The organism is Halapricum desulfuricans, assembly GCF_017094525.1.
In the GTDB taxonomy this organism is placed as follows: Archaea; Halobacteriota; Halobacteria; order Halobacteriales; family Haloarculaceae; genus Halapricum; species Halapricum desulfuricans.
Genome location: NZ_CP064788.1, coordinates 1,703,226 through 1,724,076, shown reverse-complemented (window position 1 = coordinate 1,724,076; position 20,851 = coordinate 1,703,226). Strand labels below are relative to the sequence as shown.

The following is a 20,851-nucleotide window of genomic DNA, read 5'->3' as shown; positions in this document are numbered from 1 at the left end:
GCACCGATAAGTGCGCCGGGCCGGACCCACGGGTATGCACGCGACTGCGAAGGCCCACCCGATCCAGGGGCTGGTCAAGTATCACGGGATGCGCGATCCGGAGTTGCGCTACCCGTATCACGACAGCATCAGCGTCTGCACGGCCCCCAGCCACACGAAGACGACCGTCTCCTTCGAGGCCGACGAGGAGACGTACGTCGTCGACGGCGAGACGGTCACCGGCCGCGGAGCCGAGCGCATCGAGTCGGTGCTCGATCGCGTCAGAGAGCTCGCGGACATCGACCGTCCGGCCCGCGTCGAGAGCGAGAACTCCTTCCCGACGAACGTCGGGTTCGGGTCGTCGTCGTCGGGATTCGCCGCGCTGGCGATGGCCGCCGCCGACGCCGCCGGACTCGAGTTGACCCGTCCCGAAGTCTCGACGATCGCCCGTCGCGGCTCGGCGTCGGCAGCGCGGGCGGTCACGGGCGGCTTCTCCGTGCTCTACTCGGGCAAGAACGACGAGGACTGTCGCGCTGAGCGTCTCGAGACTGACCTCGACGCGGAGTTGCACGTCGTCGCGGCGCTCGTTCCGACCTACAAGGAGACCGAGACCGCACACGCCGAGGCGACAGAGAGCCACATGTTCGACGCCCGGATGGCCCACATTCACGAGCAGATGGACGAGATGCGCGACGCGCTCCGGGCGGCCGACTTCGGGCGTGCGTTCGAACTGGCCGAGCGCGATACCCTCTCGCTGGCGGCGACGACGATAACCGGGCCGTCGGCGTGGGTCTACTGGCAGCCGAGGACGATCGAGATCTTCAACGCCGTCCGCCAGCTCCGATCTGAGGGCATCGAGGCCTACTTCTCGGGGGACACGGGCGCGAGCGTCTACGTGAACACGACCGGGGAACACGTCGAGGAAGTCGTCGAGACGATCACGGATCTCGGGATCGAAACGCGCCACTGGACGGTCGGCGGGCCGGCCGAGGTCCTCGAAGACGATCAGGCTCTGTTCTGATAGCGACCGTTGCACGCCCCTTCCGGGTCGACCGCATTCTGCGGTCGCACCGGTAAATCGGCACGACGGTCGCCTGATATTGTCAGCGACAACATCCCGAAATGGTGTGACCACCTGTATCATGAACGCCCGGTCTCGGCGATCGTCACCCGAACGACAGGAACGACGATGATGGATTCCCGTCTTGCGGTCTACCCCCATGAGAGAGAGAAACAATGACCCCCTCGACCGGAATACTTTAATAGCGGAAAGTTGTAGAGGGAAGTACCAGAACGCTCCTGGCGTTCGGCAGCATCGTGCGACGCCCAACATGACAGGGAACCTCATTATCAGGCGACAGCCGGTTTCTAGCGGCATCTCTGTCACACACGGGAGCGGAATGGCATCGGAGGGTTTCAAACCATGGCAGACTCGATAGACGAATCCAAGAACGTATCGGTAACAGACGAAGAACTCGAAACGAAGTCCAAAGGCGAGCTCATCAAGCTCGCTGGCAAACTTCGGGATCGACGAAACGAACTCAATCAACTCGCTTCTGAACGTGCATCCGAGCGCGACGACCTGAACGCGAAGACTCGCGAGAAGGTCAATGAGGCACAGGAGCACCGCGAGAAGCGCGACGAGCTCAACGAGCAGGTTCAGGAACACAAGGAGAAGCGCAACGAGCTCAACGCGGAGGCCAACGAGCTGTTCGAGGAGGTCGAGCAGAAGAAAAACGACCTCGAGCTCAACGAGGGCAAGAGCATCGAGCAGCTCGAAGACGAGATCGAGGACCTGGAGTTCAAACAGCAGACGGAAGTCCTCGGGACCGAGGAAGAGCGCGAACTGATCGAGAAGATCGAGGCCAAGCGCGAGAAGCTCCAGGAGCGAAAGGAGAAACTCGAGCAGACTGACGACGTCGACGAGCTCAAAGAAGAGGCCGAAGAGATCCGCTCGGAGGCGTCCCGCCATCACCAGAAGGTCACGGAACTGGCTGACGAGGCCCAGAAACATCACAACGAGATGATCGAGGCCTATCGCGAGGCCGACGACATCCGTGACGAGGCCGACGAGATGCACGAGAAGTTCGTCGAGGCTCAGGAAGCGGCCGACCAGCACCACGAGGACTTCGTGCGCGTCCAGAAGCGACTGCGCGAGCTGGACAAGAAAGAGGAAGAGGAAGAGCGCCAGGAGCGCGAGCAGAAACAGGAGGCCGCCCGCGAGGAGGCCGAGGAGATCTACCAGAAGTTCAAGGACGGCGAGACCCTCGAAACCGAGGATCTCATGAAGCTCCAGAAGACGGGGCTGCTGTAATCGAGCGCTATTCTGTCGTCGCGGTGTGAACGGAGTGTCGAAGGTTTTTATAGGCTCGACGTTTGCTCTCGCCTGTGACAACGCTGGTCGTCTGCATCGATCGGGGCGGTGCGGTCACGGGCGACGCCGAGGCTCCCGTCGTCGGGTGGGAGGCCGTCGAGTCGCTCGTCACCGACTTCGGTATCAAAGACCCGGAGGACAGTCAGGTGAACTGCCTGCTGGAGTCGCTACGGGTCGCTCGCGACCTCGAAGACAGCGGCGACGACGCGGTCGTTGCGGTGCTCTCGGGCGTCGGCGATCCGGTGAGCATCGACCGCGCCGTCGCCCGGCAGACCGACCAGCTCGTCGAGGCGTACGACCCGGAATCGGCCGTCGTGGTCGTCGACAGCGCGGAAGACGAGCGGCTGGCACCGATCATCGAGAGCCGGATCACCGTCGACGCCATCGACCGGGTCGTCGTCCGGCAGGCCCGGGACATCGAATCGACCTACTACCTGCTCAAGCAGCTGCTCGGCGACGAGGAGCTCCGCGAGACGGTGTTCGTTCCGGTCGGGGCGGCGCTGATCGTCTTCCCGGTCCTGTTGCTCGTCGGGAGCGTCACCGTCGCGTTTGGTGCGATCGCGGCCGTCTTCGGCACGTTTCTGCTCTACAAGGGGCTGGGCATCGACGAGCTGCTGGAAACGGCCACGGCACAGATCCAGCAGGCGCTGTACTCGGGGCAGGTCGCGCTCGTCACCTACGTCGTCGCGGTCGGGCTGGGACTGATCGGAGTCTTCGCTGGTCTGCTGGGCGTCTCGTCGATGTCGACCGACGCACCGTTGCTGGTGGGAATGCGATTCGTCTACGACGCGATCCCGTGGGTGACCGGGGCGGCGCTTGCAGCCAGCACTGGCCGGCTCGTCGACGAGTTCATCCGGGACGAGACAGTCCACAGCGCGTTCCTGAACCTGCCCTTCGGCGCGGTCGCGGTCGGGCTGGTCGTCCGGGGGATCACGGCGTATTTCCTCACGCGCGGCGAAACGATGGACCCGGTCACTGTTCCGACCGTCGATCTCGGGCCGCTTTTGATCGCCGAGACGACGCTCGAACCGGGCGTCGAACTCGCCGTCTATCTGGTCGCCGGCGTGCTCGTGAGCCTGATCGGCGTCCGCTTCGCGGCGTCTCTGAATACCACGAGCGCGGACGAGCCAGAAGCCGTGAACGAATAGCGACCGGTCGGGCCGGAAGGCAATCCCTATGAACGCTGGAGCGATCACGGCCCGTATGGACGAAACGATCCACGCGACCGGCCACGAGAACGTCACGGCCACCCACGAGAGCACCTTCGAGTTGACCAGCGACGAGTACCTCACGCCGGCGGGCGACTGCATCCTCGCGGTCGAGGCAGACCGCGTCCCCGCCGAGTTCGACGACGGGTTCGTGTCGGCCTGCCAGTCGGCGGACGCGACGATCACCGCCACGCTCGACGTCGGCGGCAACGAGGCGACCGTGACGGGCCGGGGCCACCCGGACCTGACCTTCGAGAACGAACGATCGATGGTCGCCCGGACGAGCGAGTACGTCGACGACCGGACGGTCATGGTCGACGCCGAGGCCGCCGCTGCCGATCTCGATCGGGGCCTGATCGACGCGCTGGCAGACGGGGCCGACCTGACGCTGACGCTGTCGGTCGAGTGACCGCGGCGCTTTTTCCGTTCCGGGCCTCAGTGGACCGCATGTCCGACGACGAGCCGGCCGAGAACATCAGCGGTGGCGACGGGGGCGGCGGACAGGCCACGATCTTCGAGACCGGACAGGCGGAGACCCGCGCCGAGGCCGTCGTCGATCGCCTCGGCGAGTTGTACTGGCAGAAGACCTACGGCGGTCAGGACGCCTTCGAGTCGCTGGTCCGGACGATCCTCAGTCAGAACACCGCCGACAAGGCCAGCCAGCCTGCCCACGACAGTCTGATGGAACGCTACGGATCGGGCGATCTGGTGGAAAACCTGGCCGAGGCCGACCAGCGGCGGCTCGCCGAAACGATCTCCTCGGCCGGACTCTACAATCAGAAGTCCGAGCGGATCGTCAGGATCGCCGAGCGAGTACGCGATACCTACGGGGGCGAGGCGGCCTTCGACGAGTTCGTTCGGGAGGGCGACGCCGACGCAGTCCGCGACTCGCTGCTGGAGTACAACGGCGTCGGGCCGAAGACAGCCGACTGCGTGCTCCTGTTCTCGGGCGGGCAGGACGGCGTCTTTCCGGTCGATACGCACGTCCACCGGATCGCTCGCCGGCTCGGCGTCGCACCGCCCGACGCCGACCACGAGACCGTCCGGGAACACCTCGAAGCGGACGTTCCCGGCGAGAAGTGCGGCTTCGGACACACCGCGATGATCCAGTTCGGCCGCGAGTACTGCACCGCGCGCACGCCGGCGTGTCTGGACGACCCCGAGGCCTGCCCGATGGCCGATCTCTGTGATCAGGTCGGCGTCGAGCCCGCGAGCGGCGAGGTCGTCGATCCCGCCGAGACCACAAATTGACTTCCTCGCGCACTCTCGTCCTGTCGGCTGTAAGGTCCTAAAGATATTCGCCACCCGGGGTGGCGAATTCCTTCAGTTTGTTACAGCCGACAGTATCAAAAGCCGTCTTCCCAGCGGAACCGCCCGTCGCGCTGGATCACCTCGCCGTCGACCTCGAGCCGCGAACCCTCATCCATGTTCGTGATGAGATCGACGTGGACGGCGCTATCGTTGCCGCTCTCGCCGTCGGGCAGACAGGCGTCGTAGGCCCGTCCCAGCGCCAGGTGGACGGTCTCGGCCATCTTCTCGTCGAAGAGGATCGAATCGGTCGGCCGATCGATCCCGCGGTTCATCCCGACGCCCAGTTCCCCGAGGCGGCGCGCCCCCTCGTCGGTCTCGAGCACCTCGCCGATGACGTCCGCGTTGACGGCCGCGCCGTAGTCGGTGACGACGCCGTCCTCGAAGGTGAGGCGCACGTCCCGAACGCGCTTGCCACGGATCGTCATCGGCACGTCGAAGGTCACGTGTCCCTCGGGCGAGTCAGGGGCAGTAAAGACCTCGCCGCTGGGCAGGTTGTGCGAATCGTAGGCGACCGAGGCTGCGCTGTTGACCGCGGTTCGGCCCTCGATCGACATCGTCAGATCGGTCCCCTCGCCGACGAGCCTGACCTCACTCCCCTCGTCGAGGATTTCTTTCAGATCGGCCATCTCCGCGGCCAGCGCCTCCCAGTCGCGGAGCACGGCGTCGTAGACGAACTCCTCGTAGGCGGGCAAGCTCATGCCCGCCTGCTGGGCCAGCGACCGCGTGGGGTGGACAGTCGAGACCCAGTCAGTGTCCATCCGGGCTTCCCTGATCGCCTTGCGGGCGCGGCCGTAAGCGTTCAGGCGGTCGCCCGGCACGTCGGCCGTCGCGGCGGTGTTGCGACCGCCGCCGAGAAACAGCACGCTGTCGGCGTGCTCGTACAGCGCGCGCTGGTACTCGGGGTCGGTGTCGAACTCCCCGTCATGAGCCCGGAGATACGCCCGCTGGATCTCGTCGGACCGATACAGCGACAGGAGGTTCGCGCCGCGCTCGCCCAGCACGCGAGCGGTCGCGACCGCGAGGTCGTGTGCGCCGTCTGCGACCGCCAGCACGACGTCGTCGCCACGTTCGATCCGCGCGCTCCAGTCGACCAGCGTCTCGGCGTGCGCCTCGATTCGTTCGTCCATACGCCCGGTTCGGGCAGCGCCGTCAAAACGACTGCGACGAAACGGTCTTGGGCGTCGGTTTCGATCCCCGAGTATGGAGATCGCGCCCGGAATCTGGACGCGCGCAATCGAGTGGTCCTACGGCGACTACGAGGAGCCGCTGTCGGTACACGTCGCTCGCCCCGCGGAGACGACCGTCATGATCGGCGGGGGCGACGAGTCTATCGCTCCGGCGGTCATCGCGTTCGCACGCGAGCACGATGTCGAGGCTGTCGTCGTCGAACACGCCCACGTCGATCACTACGGGGCCGTCCCCCGACTGCGGGCGGAACTTGACGTCACCGTCGCCGCACCGACACGCGACCGTTCCGCGCTGTCCCGTGCCGGCATCGACGTCGACGTTTCCCTGCGAGACGGCGAGCGTCAGTGGGGGATCGAACCGATCGCGACGCCGGGACACACACCCGGAAACATGGCGTACCGGGCCGACGACGTGCTGTTCGCCGGCGACACGGTCGTCGGAAGCGACTCGGCGTTCGCGGCCGACGACGACTGGAGCGGTCCGCTCGCGGTCATCGACGCCCGGTTCAACGACGCCGATACCCGCACTCGCGAGAGCGTCCGTCGGCTGGACGGCCTCTCGATCGAGACGCTTCTCGTCTCTCACGGCTCGCACGTTCACCACGACGCGAGTGAGGCGATCGAGACGCTACTGGCAGATCTCGACCAGTAGTCGGCAGACCCATCCGACAGTATCAGAAAGCCTTTGGACGGAAGCGCCGATTGTGGGTGTATGATCGACCAGACCATCGACGAGATCGAGGAGATGCAGACGCACAGCTCCTCGATCGTGGCCGTCAAGGCGGCCGAAGCGCTGCGGTCGCTGACCGACGACGACTTCCCGACGGTCGAGGAGTACGTCCGCGCCCTCGATCGCAACAGCAGCGCGCTCCGTCGTGCGAAGCCGTCTCACGCGTCGCTGTATGAGACCCAGCGCCAGATCATCACGACCGTCTCGGAGGCCGATCTCGACACGGTCGAACAAGCGCAGGCGCTCACCGAGGAGGTGATCAACGAGGTGGTCGAGACTGTCGAATCCGCCAAGCAAGCGGCTGCCGAGCGGGCCGTCGAACTGCTCGAGGACGGTTCGACGCTGCTCACCCACGACTACTCGACGACCGTCTTGCGCACGTTCGAACTCGCCGTGGACGCGGGATACGAACTGACGGTCTACATCACCGAAGGCCGACCGCGATATCTGGGTCGCAAGACCGCCCGGACGCTCGCGGAACTGGAGGGGATCGATACGCACCTGATCGTCGACAACGCCAGCGGGCACTTCCTGCCGGAGTGCGACCGCGTGATCGTCGGTATGGACAGCGTCGTCGACGGGTTCCTGCACAATCGTATCGGGACGTACCCGATCACAGCGACTGCCGCGGACGTCGGTGTGCCCGTCACCGCAGTCGGCGCGAGCGCGAAGATCCCGGAGGGCGGTTTCCAGTTCGAAAACGAGTTCCGGCCGGTCAGCGAGGTCATGCGCGAACCGGCGGAGGGGTTCACCATCGAGAATCCCAACTACGACGCCACGCCCGTCGAGTTGCTGGACTCGATCGTCACTGACGAGGGCATCCGCCGGTACGACTGACGCATACGATCGATGTCCGGATTCGTCTACCCGCTGATCGTCTCGGCGATTCAGGAGCGGATCTCCGCCGTCAGCGAGACCGTGATTTCGGCCGTCTGGGGGCTATTGCTGGCCGCCATCGTGTTCGCGCTGGCGTACGTCCTCGCACAGCTGTTCGTGCGACTGTTCGGCCGACGCATCTCCCAGCGGTTCGACCGCCCCAGTCTCGCCCGGATGACGATCCGCGGCGCGACTGCGTCTATCTACCTGATCGCGCTGTTCTCGGTGCTTCGGATTTACGGCTTTCGCCTCAGCCAGATCGCGCTCACGGTTACCGTCCTCACGGCCGTGATCGGTGTCATCCTCGCGCCGATCGTCGGCAGCTTCATCAGCGGGATCTTCCTGCTTGCCGACCAGCCCTACGAGATCGGCGATATGATCGAGATCGCCGACACTGGCCAGCGCGGCTTCGTCGAGGACATCACGCTCCGGTACACGAAGGTGTTCACGCTGGACAACACGTTCGTCGTCGTCCCAAACGGGACGATGCGCGATCGGGACGTCATCAATTACTCCGCCGAGGACACGCGAACCCGCCAGTCGCTGGAGGTCGTCGTCACCTACGAGGGCGACCTCTCACAGGCGCGACGGCTGATCGAGAGCGCCGCCCGGTCGGTCGACGGTGTCCTCAAGGGGGGGCCGAACATCCGGATCGGGCCGACACGGTACCCCGCCAGCCCGACCTGTTACATCGCGGAATACGGCGATCACGGCGTGGGTCTGACACTTCGCTACTGGGTCGAGGAACCGTACAAGCTTCCGGCGGTCAGATCGGAGATCCAGACGGAGATCTGGGACCGGCTCGAGGACGCCGACGTCGAGATCGCGTACCCACACTCACACGTCGTCTTCGACGAGACCAGCGGCGAGCTCCCCGTCTCGATGCGCGACGGAGAGGCTACCGGGAGACAGTGACGATCCGACAGTCGAGTTCGTCGTCGAGAAACCGTTCGAGGTCCGGATCGTCGAGCAGCCGCCGGATCATCTCTCGCCACCTGCTCGTCTGCTTCTGGCCGATCACCACGACGTCGGCGTCCCCGTCGATGATCTCGTCGAGGATCGTCTCTTCGACGAGAAACCCCGACCGAACGACGTATCGCGCGTCCGAGAGATAGCCGAACGCGTCCTCGACTGCTTCCTTGAGGTCCGTCCGGGTGACGCGCCCGTTCTCCTGATAGAGGTTCACGTGGAGAATCGACAGTGCTGCGTCCTCCTCGTTTGCGATCCTGATAGCCTTCGCGAGAGTCGCCCTGGAGTGTTCAGTAAGCGGATACCGCACCGGCACGACGACGAGAGTCATTACCCCCTGTTGGCCGTCGGGATGCCTGTATGTTTCCATACTCCTCGTGCCGGATGTGCCTGTGTTTTTATCGCATGCAGGCTCGTCGAGACGTGACGTAATCGTTCATCGAAATTGAAAGTATTACCACAATGTAAGGGCCTCTAGGGATGTATAACCTGAAACCAGAACTAAGGCCACTAGACAGAAGAATATTATGTGTTCTTCGAGGACGCCCACACGAGATGGGGACATCCGGCCCCGGGTCGAACGACCTCAAGACGGCGGAGGAACCGGCCTGTATTACCAGTATTGTCGACACGGTCGCCAAGACCGTTCCGAAACTGCGCACGGCCTTCGAGACGCATCGAAGCTACGAGGGCGAGGCCAATCCCAGCGGCGAGGAGATGCTCGCGGCCGACGTCTACGCCGACGAACTGCTCGAATCCCGGCTCGGCAAACTCGCCTGTGTCGGCACCTACGCGAGCGAGGAGCGAGCCGATCCCGTCTCGATCGGATCCGGGCTGTCCGTCGCGGTGGATCCGCTCGACGGCTCCAGCAACCTGAGTTCGAACAACGGCGTGGGGACGATCGTTGGCGTCTACGACGGTGGCCTCCCGGCCAGCGGCCGCGACCTGATCGGGGCGATGTACGTGCTGTACGGCCCGACCACGACGGCGATGGTCGCCACCCGCGACGGCGTCACGGAGTACCTCCTGACTCAGGGTGAGCGCGAGGTACTGACCCCGTCGGTGTCGCTCCCGGAGACGGGTACTGTCTACGGGTTCGGGGGGCCGGTTCCCGAGTGGTCCGGCGCGTTCCGTCGGTACTCGATGTCGGTTCAGCGACGGCTGAAGCGGCGGTACGGCGGCGCACTCGTCGCCGACGTGAATCAGGTACTCAGCCACGGCGGCGTGTTCGCCTATCCGCGTCTGGAGACGCGACCCTCGGGGAAACTTCGCCTCCAGTTCGAGGCCAATCCGATCGCGTTCATCGTCGAGCAGGCGGGCGGCTTGTCCTATCAGGGCGAGCGCTCCGTTCTCGATACCGAACCCGAGCGGCTACACCAGCGGACGCCGCTGTTCGTCGGCAGTCCCGAACCGCTGGCCGAACTGATCGAGACGCTCGGCGGAGCGACGACCGACCCCACGGTGACGACCCGCGAATCGCCCTGGGACTAGCGATCGTCGCGGCCTATCGCCGAGAGTGCTACGCGACGATCTCGTAGCGCCGTTCGACCATCTCCGATTCCTCGAAGACGAACACGCGTCCGTCGACGGTCTCGACGTCGGCGTCGATCTCGAAGGCGAACCCGTCCCGCGAGACCGTCACGCCGGGGAAGACGGTCGTCGACTCGCCGTCCGCCAACAGGACGCGCCCGACGCCGCTCTCCTCAAGGATCTCTCCGTCGGTCTTGCGGTCGTTGAGATACACGAGGATCCCCTCGGTCCCGTCCCGGTCGGTAACCAGCACGTGGACGTCCGTTCCCGGAGTCGTTCGGTGACTTTCGGAGGTCTTCGAGGGGACGCCGTGGTAGAACACCTGTCGGCCGTCGAGATACTCGATCCCGATGCCGCCGTCCGTGAGTTCGACCGAGAGCGTCGACGGAGAGACCTCACTGGCGCGGTTCATGCGGTCGGGTTCGGCTTTGACGGGCAAAAGAGTCGCGTTCGCGGTCCCGGACGGTCCGGCTGATCGGGGGGTCTATCGGACGACTACTCGATGTGGCCTTCCTGCCGGAGCTGCTGGGCGTCCTGCTCGTCGTAACGCCACTCGACGTTGGCCTTCTCGTCCTGCCAGTCCCACGGTTCGGCGATGACGACGTCGCCCTCGTTGATCCAGGTCCGGTACTTCATCCGTCCGGGGATTCGCCCCATTCGCGTCTCGCCGTCCTGACACTGGAGTCGGACGTGGTTGCCACCCTCGTGTCGTGTGACGACGGCAAATACTTGCTTGTCTGACGGCATTCGCAAATTCTTGCGCTGTGATTCGTTGCTCATGCACCTCCTAGCCCCCCGGCACGGTTAAGTGATTGGAGATTCGTGGTAGCACGACGCACGAGGGTCGACCTCGTGCAGGGACGGTTCGCCGCTCCGATCGTACAGTGGTACGAGGCGACTGCCCCGGAGGTGATACTGCCGGCTGTAAGTTCGTAAAGATATTCGGCACGACGTCGTGCCGAATCATTTCGAAAAGTTACAGCCGGCAGTATGAGTTCACTACGCTGGACGGTCGATATGGAACGGGCGTACAGTATCAGGCCTCGAAGTAGTCTGGCTCGTTGCCGTCCGTCCACTTGATCGAACAGCCGCGGGAGGGCTTGTCCTCGGCGTCGACGTCTTCGCCCGACAGCACCGCTTCGACGTGCTCGCGCATCTCGTAGTCGGTCGGCTCGTCGTCGGGATTCAGCGCGTCGTCGATCCGGCCGTGATAGGCCAGCCGGAAGGTCCCGTCCTCGTTTCCGAACAGGAACGGATCGGGCGTACAGACCGCGCCGTAGGCCGCTGCGATCTCCTGTGAGCCGTCACGGAGGTAGGCGTCGTAGGCGACGGTGCCGTCCTCGACCAGTTCCTGCATGCGCTCGAAGGAGTCGTCGGGGTACTCCTCGGCGTCGTTCGGATTGATCCCGACGACCGCGAGGTCGTCGTGGGTCTCTGCGAGGTAGTTGAGTTCGTCCATCTTCGCTTTGGCGTACGGGCAGTGATTGCAGGTGAAGACCACGAGCAGCGCCTCGAAGTCCCCGAAGTCGTCGAGGGTGTAGTCCCGGCCGTCCGTGCCGGTCAGTTCGAACGCCGGTGCTTCGTCGCCGCGTTCGAGTCGGTAGTCGTCGGTATCGAGCGAAACCATGACAGGTCCGGCTACGAGCGGCGGGGAGAAAGCGGTGTCGCCGACAGCAGAGCCTACTCTGTCAGCGCCTGCTCGAACCCGACCGCACGCTCGTAGACCGGCGAGTCGTCGTCGATGGCGTAGGTCACTTCGCCGTCGCTCTCGTCACGGTCGAGCAGTCCGATATCTGTCAGTGCCGTTATCGTCTCGGAGAGATAGAGGTCCTTGAGCGACATCCCTGCGGCGTCGGCGAGCTCCGCACGGGTGTAGGACTCGGCCGGGTCGAGTTCGACGATCGCACCGAGGACCAAGGCCATCCCGTCGTGCTCGGCGACGAGTTCCCATCCGCGCTGTGAAACGGTCGATTCAGCCATCGCCGCCGGATATGCACCACTGAGTGTTAAGACTTCCGACAGGTAGCGTCGAGGAACCAAATATGATATTCTCTACATAAAGTTTTTCCGGGATAGCCGCAGAACAAGAAACTAATGGCAATCGATGACACTGACGGGGGAGAGAGTGAGGCGACTCGCTCCGACAGAGACCGGCTGTTGCAGAACGTCAGTGCCGGGGGTGGGTACGACTGGACTGACTTCAGGCATGAGTTTCACGACGGTGGCCGTTTCGACCGGAGCAAGTATCTCGGGTTCGATCCCCATCATACGGGGGACCGACTCGAAGACGGGGCTACGGCCGCCGAGACGCTCAACCAGTACTGGGAATCGTTTCTCGACGTCGAATCGACCCCGGTCACCAGAGGCAGGTATCTCTGGGAGCATTTCAAGCAGGAGTACTACTACGAACGCGACGGCGAACCGCCGCGGGACGGCGACGGGAACAGGATCCCGTTCGAACCCGAGGAGTATCTCGGGTTCGACCCCGACGAGACCGAACAGCGACTTCACGAGGCCGGAGACGACGCACGGGTGCTGAAAGATATCGTCGACGAACGCACGGTCGACGTCAACGAGGGCCTCGAGGAGGACGAGTTCTTCTCGACGACAGAGGGTCACACGACAGTCGTCAATCGGTACGATCTGGAGAAGGCCGTCCCGATGGAAAAGAAAAAGCACTTCGACGAGGTCGAACGGTACTGGGTCAACAAACCCTACGCCTGTGCGATCGTCTTCCACTCCCGAAAGGAAAACGAGCGCAAGTACTACGTCGTCCAGCCGTACCTGAACCCGATCGAAGAGGACATCGGGGACTTTCTGGCGAAGAAACTCCGGACAGCGATCAAGTACGCCGACGACGAGGCCGCTATCGACGGGACGCAGGCCGAGCGCGCGAACGTGATCCAGCGCGAGACAGAGCAGTTGCTTGATCGGTACGATCTCTACAGCGGCCCGACGACCAACGGCGTCGGCCAGTTCGGCAAACTCAAGAAGTTGCTGGGGATGGACGTCGAGGCCAGCGACTCCTCGGGCGAACTCGAAGGCATCAAAGCCCGTCCGGAGCCGGCGGTCCTCGACGACGATCCGAAAACGCTCACGGAGTACCAGGTCGAGAAACTCCTGTACTACCTCAAGCGTGACTTCATCGGGTACTCGAAGATCGACCCGATCAAACACGACATCAACGTCGAAGACATCTCCTGTGACGGATACAACTCCCGTGTGTTCGTCTACCACACCGAGTACGAGAACATCATCACAAACGTCGAACACGGCCGCGAGGAACTCGACGACTTCGTGGTGAAACTCGCACAGCGATCGGGCAAAGGCATCTCGAAACGCCAGCCGCAGGTCGACGCGACCCTGCCGGACGGTTCGCGTGCACAGCTCACGCTCGGCAAGGAAGTCTCGGATCACGGGACCAACTACACGATCCGTCAGTTCAAGGACGTCCCGTTCACGCCGATCGACCTCATCAACTGGAACACCTTTAACCTCGACGAGATGGCGTTCCTCTGGCTGTGCATCGAGAACAACAAGTCGATGATCTTCGCTGGGGGTACCGCCTCGGGGAAGACGACCAGCCTGAACGCCATCTCGCTTTTCATTCCCAGCAACTCCAAGATCGTCTCCATCGAAGACACCCGCGAGGTCGAACTGCCACAGCGCAACTGGGTCGCTTCGGTGACCCGTCCTTCGTTCGGACAGGACGATACCGGCGATGTCGACGAGTTCGATCTGCTGGAAGCCGCACTCCGTCAGCGACCGGACTACATCGTCATGGGTGAGGTCCGCGGTGAGGAGGGTCGGACGCTGTTTCAGGTCATGTCGACCGGACACACGACCTACACCACGTTCCACGCCGACTCGGTCGGCGAGGTCATCAAGCGGTTCACGACCGATCCGATCAACGTCTCGAAGACGCTGTTCACGGCGCTGGATCTGGTATCGATCCAGACCCAGACCCGTGTCGGCGGCTCGAAAGTCAGGCGCAACAAGACGTTGACGGAAATCAACGAATACACGCCGGAAAACGACGAGATCAACGTCAGAGACGTCTACCAGTGGCAGGCCGACACGGACCAGTTCATCCAGATGGGCAACTCAAACACCCTCGAGGAGATCAAGTTCGACCGCGGGTGGGATCAGGATCGCCTCGACGAGGAACTGTTCAAGCGAAAGGTCGTGCTGGCGTATCTCATCGAGAACGGGCTCAACACCTACACGGAGGTCGCCGCGACGCTGCAGGCGTTCATCAACGATCCGGACGCGATCATGACGCTAATCGCCAACGACCAGCTCGCACGGAGCCTCGAGGACTTGCGGGAGATGGAGTCGGTCCAGATCGAGGTCGACGCCGAAAAGGAGGAGCTGGTGCCGCGGCCGGACCCCGGCGACGAAACCCTCGAGGAGGCAGAAGAGATCCTGGACAACGCCAACCCGCTGTTCCGACAGCTGCGCTCGGCCGAGACGCCCGACATCGTCAAAGCGCTGACTGGCGTCGAAACTCAGGAGGATATCACGGTCGACGAAACGAGTGAAAAGACGGATTTCGGTCAGTTCGTTCCGAAGGCCGGTGTGGAGGCATCTGAGGAAGAATGAGTCTCGATACGCGTACGACCGAGGCGGGATTTGCGAGCAGCAGTGCCCTCGGGGACGCGTTTTACCCGCTATACCAGTGGCTGTTCGACGAAGAGGGGGATTTCGTCAGCAACGTCGAGGACAAACTCGCGGAGGCGCGGATGGCCGACAACGTCGAGATGTTCCTCTCGAGGGCGCTCGCTGTCGGGCTGATAGCCGGGTTCGCCCTGTGGCTCGTCGGGCTATTGCTCGGTTATCTCGTCGTCTCACTGTTTCTGCCGGACGAATGGCTGATCCTCGGGATCAATTTCGGCCCGTATAACGACCTCGTCAACACCCTCAAGGTGCCGGCGATCGTCCTCGTGAGCGGCCTCTTTTTCGGTGCCACCGGGTTCAGCATCGGGTTCGGCTCGCTCGTGTCGATCCCGTATTTCAGATCGAGCGCCCGCAAGCGCGAGATCAACGTCCTGCTATCCGATTCAATCTCGTTCATGTACGCGCTTTCGGTCGGCGGTCTCAACCAGCTCGAAATTCTGGAGGCGATGGCCAAAGCCGAGGACACCTATGGCGAGGCCGCCAAGGAGTTCCAGTCGATCGTTCTCGAGACCGAGTACTTCGATACCGATTATCGGACCGCAATCCGGAATCAGGCGCTACAGACGCCCAGCGACGAACTCAGTCAGTTTCTGACGGACATGCTGTCGATCATCAACTCCGGCGGGGACATGACGAGTTTCCTCGAAGACCAGAAGAACAAGCACATGCGCACGGCCAAACAGGAGCAGGAAAAGCTCCTGGAGACGCTGGAGCTGTTCGGCGAGATGTACATGACGATTTCGCTGTTCCCGCTGCTTTTGATCATCATTCTCGTGATTATGAACATGATGGGAAGCGGGAACCCGATGCTCATGTACGGGACCGTGTACGGGCTGATTCCGCTGACGAGCATGGCGTTTCTGGTCCTGGTCTCGACCGTGACACACGACACTGTCGGCGACGGGTACCTCGAGGCCGACCGGGGCGAGCGGATCCAGACGTACACGACCGGCGGCCTTCTCAACCTCGGACTCGTCGAGCAGTTCACCGGCGAGTACAACGTCTTCGACCGGATCAAGAACCGCGAGGGGAGCTACCAGCTCAAGGAAATCTTTCGCCAGCCCCACATTTTCTTCCGTGACAACCCGCTGTACGTGCTCGGGCTGACGGTCCCGATTTCGCTGCTCGCGCTCGTCATCTCGATTGCCGTGGGCTGGGCCGCGCTGCCCTTCCCGTTCCAGACGGCCGACGGCACCGGGTTCTTCTCGAAGATGGCTGAAGACCCGATCCGGCAGACGTTCTTCTGGATCTACCTGCCGATGTACATCAACTTCATCCCGCTGGCGATCTTCTACGAGTGGAATCAGCGCTACCGGAAATCGGTGATCGGCAAACTCTCGGAGAACCTCCGCAAACTCGCAAGCGCCAACGACACCGGGATGACGCTGCTCGAGTCGATCAACGTCGTCGCCGACACGTCGACCGGACGGCTGGCCGACGAGTTCGACACGATCCACGCCAAGACCAACTACGGGACCAGCCTCAAGCAGAGCCTCCGGGAGTTCAACAACAAGTTCCACGTCCCCCGGATGGCGCGGACGGTAAAGTTGATCAGCGAGGCACAGGAGGCCTCCAGTCAGATCCAGGACGTGCTCTCGACGGCCGCACAGGCCAGCGAGAACCAAGACGACATCGAGCGCGATCGCAAGTCCCGCACGCGGATGCAGGTCGTGATCATCATCATGACATATCTCACGTTGCTGGGCGTGATCGCGCTGCTGAAGGTACAGTTCCTGGATACGATGCAGGGGCTGGAGTCGGCGGCATCGGGCGGCAGCGAGGCCGGCTCCGGGCAGTTCCAGGTCGAATCACTGGGCCCGCTGTCGATGTTGTTCTTCCATGCCGTGACGCTGCAGGCGATTCTCTCGGCGTTTATCGCAGGGTATATCAGGGATGTCAATCTCGTATCAGGCGTGAAGTACGCGGTGATCCTCGGGACCATCGCGCTGGTGGTCTGGATCGCCGTCGGCGGTGGCGACACCGCGACCGGTGGTGGCTCCAACGAGACGGCCGAAGCGGCGCTCCTGTTGCTGGCAGCGGGGCCCGTCGGCCACGATCTGCGGCGACTTCGAACGCGGGTGACACGACTATGGCACGGGGACGACTCCTGACTGACGAACGGGGACAGACACTGCAGGACTTCGCCGTTGGAATCGGCGTCTTCCTCGTGGTGTTCATATTCGTGTTATCGCTGTTTCCCGGGCTGTTGAGTCCTTTTCAATCCGCTGCCGGCGGTGCCGAACGGGCACAGGCAGAACAGGTGACAACCCAGATGGTCGAGAACTTGTCGGAGGGATCGGATCTACACCACCTCAACGAGACGCGGCTGTGGAGAGTTCTCGATCAGTCGGAAAGCGACTTGCGCGATCGATACGGACTCCCACGGACGACGAATATCAATATCACTGTCGAGACGCTCAGCGGGGAGAAAACGATCAACGGCACAGACAATTCGTTCTACGACAGACAAGTCGCAACGTCGGCACGAATAGTCACAGTTGAGGGATATTCTCCAGCATGTCGACTCGTTGTCCGAGTGTGGTAAGATGAAAGAGATCGATTCAATCACAGGAAACGTACCGAGTGGGGGCAGTTCAACTGATCGCGGGCAAGCATACACTCTAGAGGGCATTATCAGCGCTATTGTCGTATTGACCGCGCTGTTATACGCGCTTCAGGCAGTTACGATCACGCCGACAACAGGAGGAACAGTCGATCAGGGTGTCCGAACGGAGATCAAACAGCAGGCCGAAGACATCCTCACAGTCTCCGGCAGTAACGACACCGGTCATCTCTCGGAACTCGCTCGCAACTGGTCACAGCGTCGGCAAACGTTCTACGGGGCAGTGAATCCACGGATCGGGTACGGGACCGAACAGCTACCGGGTCCACTGGGGACGATGCTAAACGAGACGTTCGACGAACGCGATCGGATGTACAACGTCGAGATGCGGTACCTGCCGAAGAATCAGTCCGATGGGATACAACGAACGGTTATCGCATCCAGAGGGACACCCGCGGACAGCGCAGTCGTCGCGTCGTATCGGATCACTCTCTACGATAACATGACGCTGACGTCGCCGACTGCCGGGTCAGCGGAGTTGTGGCAGTACGACACGTACCCGACCCGGAATCCGGTCGACGGGAAAAGCGGGTATTATCCGGTCCCGAACGCCGTTCCCGGACCGGTCTACAATATCGTCGAAATACGGGTGATCGTCTGGTGACCTCCTGTCAGTTCTCGTCACGCGGGCAGTTGTTGCTCGTGGGCGCAGTCGCACTCGCAGTTATTATCCTCGGGTTGTCGGTCGTCGTCAACACCGTACTGTTCACTGAGAACGTCGGTACAGGCGAGGACCGCGTCGAATCATCCGAGATCAGTGAGTTCACGTTCGAATCTCAGAAGGATGTGCGATCCCTCCTGCTTCGGATCAACCACGCCAATGAGACGAGGAACACTCCCGAACTGGACGAGAGCGTCCACAGCCACGTCGCCAACTACAGTGATGGGATGGCTCGCATGTATGCGTCGTCCGGTTCGACATTCGTCGACGTGTCGTACAACCAGACGCTCACCACAGCAACGAGGATCGTACAGAGCAGTGATCGGAACTTCACGTATTCGAGTAGCGGAGCAACGGTCTCAAATTGGTCGTTCACCAACGATCGAGTCGATATCGGCTGGTTCGTGGTCAACGTCGATTTGCGAAACACGAGTGGCGAACACACGACTATCAAAGTCAACGGGGAGAGCGAAGCGATCTCGTACCAACTCAACCGTTCGGACGGCGGGAACGGGGCCGACTTGCGGGTGCAGACAACAGATAGTGCTGGCGGTGCTGATACAACTACTTGCGAGTCGACCGGTGGCCGAGTGTTGCTGGATCTGCGGAGTGGTAAAGCGTTTGCCAGCGAGTGTACGTTCCGCGGGGTCGAGACGCTGTCTCCGCCGTACTCCGTCAACGTCTCGAACGGTGACAACATCGAGGGGCAGTACGATCTGGCGGTCGACACGGAGTGGTCAAACGGGAGTACGGATGATTATTCAGCGTGTTCACCAGGGGATCCCGGCCCCTGTCTGTCACCGATTGTCTGGAAGGGGCAAGTCGATTTGACCTATCGATCTGATCAGACTGACTTCACTACGACGAGAAACGTTTCGGTCTACGGATCATGAGGTGTCTCGGGCAGCCCCTGTGAGTCGCGATCTAAGAGTTCGTAATGAAGCTTTTTCGCGCTCGTCAATCACGGCATAGTATTTATATATTATGGCCGGGAACAACGGGACATATGCGGGACGGCTCGGGTATCGTATTGCCATCTAAGCGTCTCAGCGCACCCGGGACGACAGCAAGTCACGCTGTGAGTCAGAGAGAGGGAACACAATGACCGACAGCAGACGACGCGGGGGAACTAACATCGAGTCAGTACGGGGGGACAATCGCGGGCTCTCGACGCCCGTCACACACGTCTTGACGATCGGGATCACCGGCGTCTTGCTGGTACTACTGTTAAGTACGGCCAATGGATTTCTCACCGATCAACAGGAGTACGCAGCTCAGGACGAATTGAATACGATCGGGAATCGATTGGCTGACGACATTCAGAAAGTTGTCGCGTTGAGTGAACAGGGGGGATCAGTCACGGTGACTGTCGAGCACCCGGACGCAATCGCCGGCAACGAATACAGGGTGTCGTACGAGAACACCTCGGGGGCCTGTGCTGGTGTGACCGACACCTGTCTCGCTATGTCTGTGGTTGGCCAAGACGTCTCACAGATAGTACCGCTTTCGGTCCCTTCGGACGTATCCGCTGACCTGACGCGCTCGGGCTCGGAGTTCATACTCACAGCAACGAAGACGAGCGGCGGGAGCAGTAGCGGCGCCGTCGTGCCGATGACGCGAACGATGCGGATCGGTGTCGGGCAAGACATCGATCGCAACAAGTACGGCGAGGTGATCGATCCGACGAACCGACCCCCTATCCCGAAGTTCACGTTTTCTCCTGATTTCCCAGAGAGTGGAACTCCGGTGTACTTCGACGCGGCAGACAGCTGCGACCCGGACGGAACGATCGTCGATTACGAGTGGCACATCGACGGTTCGCTCGAACACTCGGGGAGCGAGACGTACAGCACATCGCTGTCGCCCGGAAAGCACAACGTGACCTTACAGGTCGAGGACGACGAGGGTGCACGATCGACCCAGACGCGCCTGATGCGTGTTTCGGGTCTGGCGTATAACGACGACTTTACTTCCGGAGCCGGTGGCGGAAGTAGGTGTGGCGGCGTCGGTACCACATTCAGTGTGACCAACGAGTGGGGAGACGCTGCTAGAGTGACGCATCTAAGCATCAACCCGGCAGCTGACGTCAAGAACATAAACAAGCTCGAGTACAAGAACGGAAGTGAGATCGCATTCGATACAGACGGCGATGGCGTCTGGGACAGGGAGTATGAGTTCGGGTCGATCGACTTACGGGACAAACCGGACGGGACGATCGTTCGACTCCGGAGTGCTGAGGGCGAGTTCGATAATGACCCGGTTGTGATTGACCCCTCTGAGACGGTCACTGTCAGTATGTGTAAATACAAGGGCGGCGGCAATGTAGAAGACACAGCAGTTGGCCTCCGCTATTGGGTGAATGGTGCGACTAACCGAACAGTGGTGGATCCTGAGCGGGGATACGTTTCGAGCTACGACGTTGAAGCAGTCAGTGATGATATCGTCGTCAGTTTCGACTCGACTCGCCAGCTGGGCTCACTGAACGCCGACATCGACAGCGGCGAGGAAATCGAATTGACTGTCTACGGGGAGCCGAACAGCGGCAGTGTCAAGTCTAATTCGGTAACCCTCGATGACGCCGATTCCGGTTCCGGGACGGTGACGTTCTCGGGGATTAACAAAGACGCCGACACGTTCTGGATCGAGGCCGAGTTACGTTCACTGTCGCCCAAGCGTAGTCCCGAGTTGCAGGGCGTCGTTCTGGAGGAGGGTTCGTAAATGTCCCC

20 protein-coding genes and 1 pseudogene are annotated in these 20,851 nt (G+C 62.1%); 15 read left to right on the top strand and 6 right to left on the bottom strand.

Going from position 1 to position 20,851, the window contains the following annotated elements; genetic code table 11:
- Positions 1 to 34 precede the first annotated feature (34 nt).
- From mvaD to HSR122_RS08865, 5 genes are all read left to right on the top strand, one after another.
- Positions 35 to 1,000: a phosphomevalonate decarboxylase MvaD gene (gene mvaD, locus HSR122_RS08885; RefSeq protein ID WP_229109350.1), complete on the top strand. Its 966-nt coding sequence runs from the start codon at positions 35 to 37 to the stop codon at positions 998 to 1,000.
- Positions 1,001 to 1,402: 402 nt separating this feature from the next.
- The gene (locus HSR122_RS08880) at positions 1,403 to 2,293 is read left to right on the top strand and encodes a coiled-coil protein (RefSeq protein ID WP_229109349.1); all 891 of its coding nucleotides are present in this window, start codon (positions 1,403 to 1,405) and stop codon (positions 2,291 to 2,293) included.
- A 74-nt stretch (positions 2,294 to 2,367) separates the two neighbouring features.
- Positions 2,368 to 3,501 carry a DUF373 family protein gene (locus tag HSR122_RS08875; protein WP_229109348.1) on the top strand — a complete coding sequence of 378 codons (1,134 nt, stop codon included), beginning with the start codon at positions 2,368 to 2,370 and terminating at the stop codon, positions 3,499 to 3,501.
- A gap of 55 nt (positions 3,502 to 3,556) precedes the next feature.
- Entirely contained in the window at positions 3,557 to 3,970 is a 414-nt protein-coding gene (locus HSR122_RS08870) for a DUF371 domain-containing protein (RefSeq protein WP_229109346.1), read from the top strand.
- A 38-nt stretch (positions 3,971 to 4,008) separates the two neighbouring features.
- Positions 4,009 to 4,812, top strand: coding sequence for an endonuclease III domain-containing protein (locus HSR122_RS08865; protein ID WP_229109344.1), 804 nt, complete (start codon positions 4,009 to 4,011; stop codon positions 4,810 to 4,812).
- A 95-nt stretch (positions 4,813 to 4,907) separates the two neighbouring features.
- Here HSR122_RS08865 and HSR122_RS08860 read toward each other — a convergent pair whose 3' ends face one another.
- Positions 4,908 to 5,999 (bottom strand): aminopeptidase, encoded by a 1,092-nt coding sequence (locus HSR122_RS08860; protein WP_229109342.1) that lies wholly within the window; start codon positions 5,997 to 5,999, stop codon positions 4,908 to 4,910.
- 73 nt (positions 6,000 to 6,072) lie between these two features.
- Here HSR122_RS08860 and HSR122_RS08855 point away from each other — a divergent pair, with 73 nt between their 5' ends.
- From HSR122_RS08855 to HSR122_RS08845, 3 genes are read left to right on the top strand one after another with little or no spacing between them, the layout of a single operon-like run.
- A complete protein-coding gene (locus HSR122_RS08855) occupies positions 6,073 to 6,711 on the top strand; it encodes an MBL fold metallo-hydrolase (RefSeq protein ID WP_229109340.1) in 639 nt (212 codons plus the stop codon).
- Between the two features lie 60 nt (positions 6,712 to 6,771).
- Positions 6,772 to 7,626: a translation initiation factor eIF-2B gene (locus HSR122_RS08850; protein ID WP_229109338.1), complete on the top strand. Its 855-nt coding sequence runs from the start codon at positions 6,772 to 6,774 to the stop codon at positions 7,624 to 7,626.
- A 12-nt stretch (positions 7,627 to 7,638) separates the two neighbouring features.
- Positions 7,639 to 8,580, top strand: coding sequence for a mechanosensitive ion channel family protein (locus tag HSR122_RS08845; RefSeq protein WP_229109329.1), 942 nt, complete (start codon positions 7,639 to 7,641; stop codon positions 8,578 to 8,580).
- Here HSR122_RS08845 and HSR122_RS08840 read toward each other — a convergent pair.
- Positions 8,564 to 8,965: a universal stress protein gene (locus HSR122_RS08840; protein ID WP_229109325.1), complete on the bottom strand. Its 402-nt coding sequence runs from the start codon at positions 8,963 to 8,965 to the stop codon at positions 8,564 to 8,566. The two genes, HSR122_RS08845 and HSR122_RS08840, sit on opposite strands and share 17 nt — an antisense overlap.
- A 224-nt stretch (positions 8,966 to 9,189) precedes the next feature.
- Between HSR122_RS08840 and HSR122_RS08835 the strand changes: the two genes are divergently transcribed.
- Complete coding sequence (locus tag HSR122_RS08835) at positions 9,190 to 10,125, top strand: class 1 fructose-bisphosphatase (RefSeq protein WP_229109323.1); 936 nt, start codon at positions 9,190 to 9,192, stop codon at positions 10,123 to 10,125.
- A 28-nt stretch (positions 10,126 to 10,153) separates the two neighbouring features.
- Here the strand turns inward: HSR122_RS08835 and HSR122_RS08830 are convergent, their stop codons facing one another.
- From HSR122_RS08830 to HSR122_RS08815, 4 genes are all read right to left on the bottom strand, one after another.
- Positions 10,154 to 10,576 carry a DUF5796 family protein gene (locus HSR122_RS08830; RefSeq protein ID WP_229109322.1) on the bottom strand — a complete coding sequence of 141 codons (423 nt, stop codon included), beginning with the start codon at positions 10,574 to 10,576 and terminating at the stop codon, positions 10,154 to 10,156.
- Between the two features lie 83 nt (positions 10,577 to 10,659).
- The gene (locus tag HSR122_RS08825) at positions 10,660 to 10,944 is read right to left on the bottom strand and encodes a translation initiation factor eIF-1A (protein ID WP_229109321.1); all 285 of its coding nucleotides are present in this window, start codon (positions 10,942 to 10,944) and stop codon (positions 10,660 to 10,662) included.
- Positions 10,945 to 11,200: 256 nt separating this feature from the next.
- The gene (locus HSR122_RS08820; RefSeq protein ID WP_229109319.1) at positions 11,201 to 11,791 is read right to left on the bottom strand and encodes a thioredoxin family protein; all 591 of its coding nucleotides are present in this window, start codon (positions 11,789 to 11,791) and stop codon (positions 11,201 to 11,203) included.
- A gap of 53 nt (positions 11,792 to 11,844) precedes the next feature.
- Positions 11,845 to 12,144 carry a hypothetical protein gene (locus tag HSR122_RS08815; protein WP_229109316.1) on the bottom strand — a complete coding sequence of 100 codons (300 nt, stop codon included), beginning with the start codon at positions 12,142 to 12,144 and terminating at the stop codon, positions 11,845 to 11,847.
- A gap of 114 nt (positions 12,145 to 12,258) precedes the next feature.
- Here HSR122_RS08815 and HSR122_RS08810 point away from each other — a divergent pair, with 114 nt between their 5' ends.
- The 6 genes and pseudogenes from HSR122_RS08810 to HSR122_RS08785 all read left to right on the top strand — a co-directional run bounded on the left by HSR122_RS08810 (position 12,259) and on the right by HSR122_RS08785 (position 20,843).
- The gene (locus HSR122_RS08810; RefSeq protein WP_229109315.1) at positions 12,259 to 14,766 is read left to right on the top strand and encodes a type II/IV secretion system ATPase subunit; all 2,508 of its coding nucleotides are present in this window, start codon (positions 12,259 to 12,261) and stop codon (positions 14,764 to 14,766) included.
- Positions 14,763 to 16,811: pseudogene (locus tag HSR122_RS08805) on the top strand (type II secretion system F family protein); the annotation flags it as partial. The gene HSR122_RS08810 and the pseudogene HSR122_RS08805, both read left to right, overlap by 4 nt.
- A gap of 119 nt (positions 16,812 to 16,930) precedes the next feature.
- A complete protein-coding gene (locus HSR122_RS08800; RefSeq protein ID WP_229109307.1) occupies positions 16,931 to 17,386 on the top strand; it encodes a DUF7287 family protein in 456 nt (151 codons plus the stop codon).
- Positions 17,387 to 17,492: 106 nt separating this feature from the next.
- A complete protein-coding gene (locus HSR122_RS08795; RefSeq protein WP_229109304.1) occupies positions 17,493 to 18,068 on the top strand; it encodes a DUF7288 family protein in 576 nt (191 codons plus the stop codon).
- A complete protein-coding gene (locus HSR122_RS08790) occupies positions 18,065 to 19,018 on the top strand; it encodes a DUF7261 family protein (protein WP_229109302.1) in 954 nt (317 codons plus the stop codon). Before HSR122_RS08795 ends, HSR122_RS08790 begins: the two co-directional genes overlap by 4 nt.
- Positions 19,019 to 19,226: 208 nt before the next feature.
- Positions 19,227 to 20,843 (top strand): DUF7266 family protein, encoded by a 1,617-nt coding sequence (locus tag HSR122_RS08785; protein ID WP_455428707.1) that lies wholly within the window; start codon positions 19,227 to 19,229, stop codon positions 20,841 to 20,843.
- Positions 20,844 to 20,851: the final 8 nt, after the last annotated feature.